Genomic DNA, 6,454 nt, shown 5'->3' on the forward strand with positions numbered 1-6,454 from the left:
CGGTCCACCTGCTGCTCTTCCGCAGCGTCGAGGACATCGCGGGCCGCCGCCCCGGCCTCGTCCGGCCCGCGACGACCTCGCGCGCGCTCGCGGGGGCGCGCGACCTGCCCGGCGCGGCGCGCGACGCCTTCGGGCGCATCGCCCGCGCGGTCGAGATCAGCCTGTTCGGCGGCCGGCCGATCGACGCCGCCGCGTGGGAGCAATGCCGCACCGCCTATGCCGAGCTGACCGTCCCGCGCGCCTGGGCGCGGACATGAGTGCGGCGCCGGACGCCGAAGGCGGCTTCGATCCGCGCCTGATCGCGGGGGTGGTGGCGATCGGCGTCGTCGCCTTCATCGCGCTGTGGGCGCTCGTCGCGCTCGGCCCCCAGCTTTCGAGCGGCAACGACGGCGGCGGCCACGCGCTGTCGCGCGCGGCGCCGGGCTATGCCGGGATCGTCGACCTGATCGAACGCGCGGGCGGCGATGTCGAGCTGCGCCGCCAGCCCGGTCCGCGCACGGGCCATGCCGACCAGCCGCTGCTGATCCTGACCCCGACGCATCGCACCCGGCCGGACGAACTGCGCGCGCTCGCCGACCGGCAGGGCGGCCGGCTGCTCGTCATCCTGCCCAAGTGGCAGGCGATGCGCACGCCCGGGCAGGGCGGCAAGCCCGGCTGGGTCGCGCAGGCCTATCGCAGCGCGCCCTCTACGCGCCTGGTCGAGGCGCTCGTCGGCCCGGTGCGCATCGATGCCTCGAAGGCGGGGCCGCGGGCGGTAGCCGCCGACGTCGCGGGGCGCCGCTTCACCGCGCATCTTCCCGACCGCGCGCAGACGATCGCGGGCGATGACCTCGAAACACTGGTCGCGGCCCCCGACGGCGGCGCGGTGCTGGCGCGCGCGACCGACCGCGACCTCTATATTCTTGCCGACCCCGACCTCGTCGACAATCTCGCCTTCGCCTCGCGCCGGAAAGCCGAGGGCGCGGCGCTGCTGATCGACGCGGTCGCCGAGGATGCCGATGCCGACGGCTTCGCCTTCGACCTGACGCTGAACGGCTTCGGCGGCCAGCGGTCGCTGCTCCGCTTCGCCTTCGTGCCGCCCTTCATCGGCATCACCCTGTGCCTGATCGCGGCGGGGCTACTCGCGCTGTGGCAGGCCTGGATGCGCTTCGGCCCGACGCTGCGCCCGCAGCGCGCGATCCCGGTGTCGAAGGCGGCGCTGATCGCGAACAGCGCCGACCTGATCCGCCAGGCGCGGCGCGAGCTCGACGGCGCCGACGCCTATGTCCAGGGCCAGCGCCGCGCCATCGCGCGGCGGCTGCACGCGCCCCCCGGCCTCGACGCCGCGGCGACCGACGCGTGGATCGACCGCCGGATGCGCGCCGACGGCCCGCGCTTCTCGGCCCTCGCGCGGCGCCTGCCGCTGGCGCGGGGCCGCCACGATTTCCTTGCAGACGCACAGGCGCTGCATGCCATCAGGAAGGATCTTCTCCGTGACAGCTAGCTCCATCGACAGCGTCCGCGCCCTCGGGGCCGCGATCGAGGCAGAGGTCGCCAAGGCGGTGATCGGCCAGGCCGATCTGACGCGCATGGTGACGATCGCGCTGCTCGCCGGCGGCCACGTGCTGCTCGAAGGCCCGCCGGGCACCGCCAAGACGCTGCTCGCGCAGGCCTTCGCGCGCGCGGTCGGGCTCGATTTCGGGCGCATCCAGTTCACCCCCGACCTGATGCCGGGCGACATATTGGGATCGAACCTGTTCAACTTCCAGACGTCGAGCTTCACGCTGACCAAGGGACCGATCTTCACCGAGCTGCTGCTCGCCGACGAGATCAACCGTACCCCGCCCAAGACGCAGGCGGCGCTGCTGGAGGCTATGCAGGAACGGCGCGTGACGCTGGGCGGCGAGCCGCACGCGCTCAGCCCGCGCTTCACCGTCCTCGCGACGCAGAACCCGATCGAGCAGCAGGGCGTCTATCCGCTGCCCGAGGCGCAGCTCGACCGCTTCCTGTTCAAGCTGGTCGTCGATTATCCCGACGCCGACGCCGAACGGCGCATCGTCACCGAGCATGGCGGCCGCTTCCGCACCCCGGCGGTCGCCGATTTCGGGATCGAGCGGATCGCCGACGCCGACGCCATCGCCGCCGCGATCGACGCCACCGCGACGGTCCGCCTCGCCGACGAGATCGTCGACTATATCGTCCGCCTGATCCGCGCGACGCGCGCCAGCCCCGACCTCGAATGCGGGGCGAGCCCGCGCGCCGCGACCCTGCTCGCGCGCGGGGCGTGCGCCGCGGCGGCGCTCGACGGGCGCGACTATGTGATCCCCGACGACGTCCAGCGCCTCGCGGCGGGGGTGCTGCGTCACCGTGTCATCCTGTCGGCGGCGGCCGAGATCGAGGGCCGCGACGTCGAACAGGTCGTCGCCGCGCTGCTTGAACGCGAAGAGGTGCCGCGATGATCTACCCGACCCGCCGGGCCATCTATCTGCTACTGCTCGGCGCCCCCGCGGCGCTGCTGCTCGGGCTGGCGCGGCCCGAACTGTGGCTCGTCGCGCCGGGATGGATCGCGGTCATCCTTGCCTGCCTCGCGCTCGACGCGCTCGCCGGGCCGCATCCGCGCCGGTTGGCGCTCGACGCGCGGATTCCGCACCAGGCGGGAGTGGGGGACCCGTTCGAGCTGGCCTTCACCGCGGCGGGCGGCGCGGTGCCGCCGCGCGCCGACATGGCGCTCGCGCTCGACGAGCGGCTGGCGCCCGGCGGCCGCATCACCGCGACGATGCGCGCGGGCGGCGCGGACGCGAAGAGCAGGGCGCTGTCGGCGACGCTGACCCTCGCGGCGGCGCGGCGCGGGCCGGCGCCGGTCGAGACGCTGTGGCTGCGCTGGGCGGGGCCGCTCGGGCTCGCATGGAAACAGCGCCGCTTTCCGATCGGGCATGTCATCGCGATCGTCCCCAGCCTGCGCGCAGTGCGCGAGGAGGGGGCGCGGCTGTTCCGGCGCGGCGACTGGTTCGGGCTGCGCCGCCAGCAGCTGCGCGGCGAGGGCAGCGAGTATGAGGCGCTCGCCGAATATCATCCGGGGATGGACCGCCGCGCGATCGACTGGACCGCCTCGGCGCGCCACGGCCGCCTGCTCGCGAAGGAATATCGCGTCGAGCGCGACAACCGGCTCGTCCTGGCGATCGACGCCGGGCGGACGATGGCGGAGCCGGCGGGCGGCATGCCGCGCGTCGACCGCGCGGTGTCGGCGGCGATGCTGCTCGCCTATGCGGGGCTCAAGCTCGGCGACCGGATCAGCCTCTTCTCCTTCGCCGCGCAGCCACAGGCGCTGACCCCCGCTTACATGCACACGCGCGATTTTCCGGCGCTGCAGCGCGCGGCGAGCCGCATCGACTATGCGCCGGTCGAAAGCAATTTCACCCTCGCGCTGGCGACGCTGTCGGCCGGGCTCGACCGCCGCTCGCTGATCGTCCTGTTCACCGAATTCACCGACGCGACCAGCGCCGACCTGATGATCCGCGCCGCCGGGCGGCTGGTGCGCAAACACCGGCTGCTGTGTGTTGTACTGCGCGACGAGGAGCTGGAGAGCGAGGAGCGCCGCCGCCCCGAACAGGCGTCGGACGTCACCCGCTCGAACGTCGCCGCCGCGATGCTGCGCGACCGCCAGCGCGTCATCGCGCGGCTCCAGCGGCTGGGCGTCGAGGTGATCGAGGTGCCCACCGACGCGATGGGCGCCAGCGTCGTCGAGGCTTATCTGGCGATCAAGCGCCAGGGCAGCCTGTGATGCCGCCCGCGATCCCGGCCCCCGAAGCGCTCGCCCGGCTCGACACGCCGAATTTCTCGACCAGCCGCTTCCGCGCCGAGCGCGAGGCCGACTGGATCGCCTTCGAAACCCTGCTCGGCCGGCTCGAACGCAAGGGCGCGAAGGCGCTGACCAGCGACGAGCTGCTGCAACTGCCCTCGCTGTACCGCGCGACGCTGTCATCGCTGTCGATCGCGCGCGCGACCAGCCTCGACCGCGCGCTGCTCGACTATCTCGAATCGCTGTCGATGCGCGGCTATTTCCTGATCTATGGCGTGCGCGAGACGCGCTGGAGCCGGGTGCGGCGCTTCTTCCGCACCGACTGGCCCGCCGCGGTCCGCGCGCTGTGGAAGGAGACGCTGATCGTCGCGCTCGTCATCCTGCTCGGCGCGCTGACCAGCTGGACGCTCGTCGCGCACAATCCCGAATGGTATTTCAATTTCGTACCCGAAGAGATGGCGGGCGGGCGCGACCCGCGCGCCACGGCCGAATTCCTGCAGGCGACGATCGGCCACGGCAAGGCGGCGGACGAACAGCAGAGCGGGCTGCACATCTTCGCGACCTATCTGTTCACGCACAACAGCCGCGTGTCGATCCTGTCCTTTGCGCTCGGCTTCGCCTTCGGCGTGCCGACGATGATGCTCGAATATTATCAGGGGATCGGGCTCGGCGCGATGCTCGCGCTGTTCGCGGGCAAGGGGCTGGGGGTCGATTTCGGCGGCTGGCTGTTCATCCACGGCACGACCGAGCTGTTCGCCGCCGCGCTCTCCGGCGCCGCCGGGCTGCGCATCGGCACCGCGATCCTCTTCCCCGGCGCGCGCGGCCGATTGCAGGCGGCGTCGGAGGCGGGGCGCACCGCAGGCAAGGTGATGGTCGGGGTAATCCTCATGCTGCTCGCCGCCGGCCTGCTCGAAGGCTTCGGGCGACAGCTCGTCACCGACACGCTGCTGCGCTACGGCATCGGGACGGCGATGCTGCTCTTCTGGCTCGCCTATTACTACCTCCCGCGGCGAAAGGACGCCGCATGACCGCCGCCGCGCGCCCGCGGCGCGACAAGGTCCGCGCCTTCGTCACGCCCGAGGGCGTCGACCTCGAACTGCGGATCGCCAGCGCGTCGCTGCGCTTCGGCGCGCTGCTGATCGACCTTATGCTGCTGCTGGCGGCGCTGGTCGTCTTCACGCTGCTGACGGTCTGGGCGGGCTTCGCTTCGCGCTCCGACCTGCTGATCAGCATCTGGCTGCTCGGCGCCTTCGTGCTTCGGACCTTCTGGTTCGTCGGCTTCGAACTGGGCCAGCGCGCTGCGACCCCCGGCAAGCGCGCGATGGGTATCCGCGTCGTCGCGCGCGACGGCGGGCGGCTGACCGCCGATGCAGTGATCGCCCGCAACCTGATGCGCGAGCTGGAGATTTTCCTGCCGCTGATGATGATCGGCTTCGGCGCGGCGGAGGACATGGTATCGGGCTGGACCGCGCTGGCGGGGGTGCTGTGGTCGGCGACGCTCAGTCTTTTCCTGCTGTTCAACCGCGACCGGATGCGGATGGGCGACCTGATCGCGGGCACCTGGGTGGTGATGGCGCAGCGCGCGAAGCTCGACCGCGACATGGCGGCGGGGGCAGAGGCGGGCGACGCCCTGCGCTTCACCGATGCCGAACTCTCGGTCTATGGCATCTTCGAACTGCAGGAACTCGAACGTGTGCTGCGCGGGCGCGACGCGCGGGTGATGCGCGAGGTCGCCGACACGATCCGGCACAAGATCGGCCGGCCGATCGCCGAAGAGGATGACGTCTTCCTGCTTTCCTATTATCGCCAGCTCAAGACCCGGCTCGAACGCAAATTGCTGTTCGGCAAGCGACGCGAGGATAAATATGCCAGCGACTGACACCCTCTCCCTTTCGACCAGCGAGACGCTCGCCCGCCGCCGTTCGGTGCGCGCCTTCACCGACCGGCCCGTCGACCGCGCGCTGCTGGTGCGGATCTTCGAGACCGCGCAGCGCGCGCCATCGGGCGGCAACCTCCAGCCGTGGCAGGCGACCGTCGTCACCGGCGAGCGCTGGCAGGCGGTGCAGGACGCGGTCGCGGCGCGTATCGCGATGGGACGCGAGGGGTTCCAGCCCGAATATGACATCTATCCCCGGGGGCTCACCGATCCGTGGGACAGCCGCCGCTTCGGCGTCGGCGAGGCGCTCTACGCCTCGCTCGGCATCGCGCGCGATGACAAGGCGGGGCGGATCGCCCAGTTCCAGCAGAATTACCGCGGCTTCGGCGCGCCGGTGATGCTCTTCCTCCATTGCTCGCGGATCATGGGGCCGCCGCAATGGGCCGACATGGGGATGTGGCTGCAATCGGTGATGCTGCTGCTCGTCGAGCACGGCCTCGCGAGCTGCCCGCAGGAATGCTGGGCGATGTACGGCAGCACGGTACGGACCGAACTGGGGCTCTGCGACGACCAGATTCTCTTCTCGGGGCTTGCGATCGGCTATGCCGACGGGGACGCGCCGGTGAACCGCTGGCCGGTGCCGCGCGTTGGGCTGGACGAAGTCATCGACTGGCAGGGATTCGACGCATGAACCGCCCATCCATCCGCTTTCGTTCCGCCGCCGCCGCGGCGCTGCTGCTCGCGGCCGCCGGCTGCACCGCGATCCCGGCGCCAGAGGCGCCGCCGCCCGCGCCCCCGCC

The 6,454-nt window shown here is 71.9% G+C and carries 7 protein-coding genes; all 7 read left to right on the top strand.

What is annotated here, in order from left to right:
* On the top strand, positions 1 to 257 hold a 257-nt coding region (locus SGR02S_RS18630), incomplete at its 5' end, for a DUF4129 domain-containing protein (protein ID WP_156483134.1).
* Entirely contained in the window at positions 254 to 1,483 is a 1,230-nt protein-coding gene (locus tag SGR02S_RS18635; RefSeq protein WP_067113609.1) for a DUF4350 domain-containing protein, read from the top strand. The genes SGR02S_RS18630 and SGR02S_RS18635, both read left to right, overlap by 4 nt.
* A complete protein-coding gene (locus tag SGR02S_RS18640) occupies positions 1,449 to 2,438 on the top strand; it encodes an AAA family ATPase (RefSeq protein ID WP_067113615.1) in 990 nt (329 codons plus the stop codon). Before SGR02S_RS18635 ends, SGR02S_RS18640 begins: the two co-directional genes overlap by 35 nt.
* Positions 2,435 to 3,760, top strand: coding sequence for a DUF58 domain-containing protein (locus SGR02S_RS18645; RefSeq protein WP_067113610.1), 1,326 nt, complete (start codon positions 2,435 to 2,437; stop codon positions 3,758 to 3,760). The genes SGR02S_RS18640 and SGR02S_RS18645 overlap by 4 nt, the downstream gene beginning before the upstream one ends.
* Entirely contained in the window at positions 3,760 to 4,806 is a 1,047-nt protein-coding gene (locus tag SGR02S_RS18650) for a stage II sporulation protein M (protein ID WP_067113611.1), read from the top strand. Before SGR02S_RS18645 ends, SGR02S_RS18650 begins: the two co-directional genes overlap by 1 nt.
* Complete coding sequence (locus SGR02S_RS18655; RefSeq protein WP_067113612.1) at positions 4,803 to 5,657, top strand: RDD family protein; 855 nt, start codon at positions 4,803 to 4,805, stop codon at positions 5,655 to 5,657. Before SGR02S_RS18650 ends, SGR02S_RS18655 begins: the two co-directional genes overlap by 4 nt.
* On the top strand, positions 5,644 to 6,345 hold the full coding sequence (locus SGR02S_RS18660) for a nitroreductase (protein WP_067113613.1): 702 nt from the start codon (positions 5,644 to 5,646) through the stop codon (positions 6,343 to 6,345). Before SGR02S_RS18655 ends, SGR02S_RS18660 begins: the two co-directional genes overlap by 14 nt.
* The last annotated feature ends 109 nt before the right edge of the window (positions 6,346 to 6,454 follow it).

The organism is Sphingopyxis granuli NBRC 100800 (assembly GCF_001591045.1).
Taxonomy (GTDB): domain Bacteria; phylum Pseudomonadota; class Alphaproteobacteria; order Sphingomonadales; family Sphingomonadaceae; genus Sphingopyxis; species Sphingopyxis granuli.

Bases quoted from the DNA above. Each gene is read 5' to 3' on its own strand.
- SGR02S_RS18635 (WP_067113609.1), top strand. From the start codon at position 254: ATGAGTGCGGCGCCGGACGCCGAAGGCGGCTTCGATCCGCGCCTGATC.
- SGR02S_RS18640 (WP_067113615.1), top strand. From the start codon at position 1,449: ATGCCATCAGGAAGGATCTTCTCCGTGACAGCTAGCTCCATCGACAGC.
- SGR02S_RS18645 (WP_067113610.1), top strand. From the start codon at position 2,435: ATGATCTACCCGACCCGCCGGGCCATCTATCTGCTACTGCTCGGCGCC.
- SGR02S_RS18650 (WP_067113611.1), top strand. From the start codon at position 3,760: ATGCCGCCCGCGATCCCGGCCCCCGAAGCGCTCGCCCGGCTCGACACG.
- SGR02S_RS18655 (WP_067113612.1), top strand. From the start codon at position 4,803: ATGACCGCCGCCGCGCGCCCGCGGCGCGACAAGGTCCGCGCCTTCGTC.
- SGR02S_RS18660 (WP_067113613.1), top strand. From the start codon at position 5,644: ATGCCAGCGACTGACACCCTCTCCCTTTCGACCAGCGAGACGCTCGCC.